The sequence below is a fragment of the Mesorhizobium sp. Arg314 genome, assembly GCF_053714275.1.
Genome location: NZ_JBSKBP010000394.1, coordinates 1 through 213 on the forward strand (window position 1 = coordinate 1; position 213 = coordinate 213).

The following is a 213-nucleotide window of genomic DNA, read 5'->3' on the forward strand; positions in this document are numbered from 1 at the left end:
TGCCTGTAAGGTTGATGTGTTCCCAACTGAGCGGCGAGATGTGCTTCAGCAGTGTGTCGGGAATATTTTTGCCCGCTTGCCTCAGATGCACGACAGCACGGTCGAGATAGACCGTATTCCAGTGCACAATCGCGCTGACGACGAGATTGAGGCCGGATGCGCGGAAGGCCTGGCTTTCGAACGATCGGTCACGGATTTCGCCTCGCTCATGGA

At 56.3% G+C, this 213-nt stretch carries 1 protein-coding gene; it reads right to left on the reverse strand.

Translation table 11 applies throughout. The features are described from left to right. On the reverse strand, positions 1-213 hold a 213-nt coding region (locus ACWGS9_RS36005), incomplete at both ends, for a Tn3 family transposase (RefSeq protein WP_454509588.1).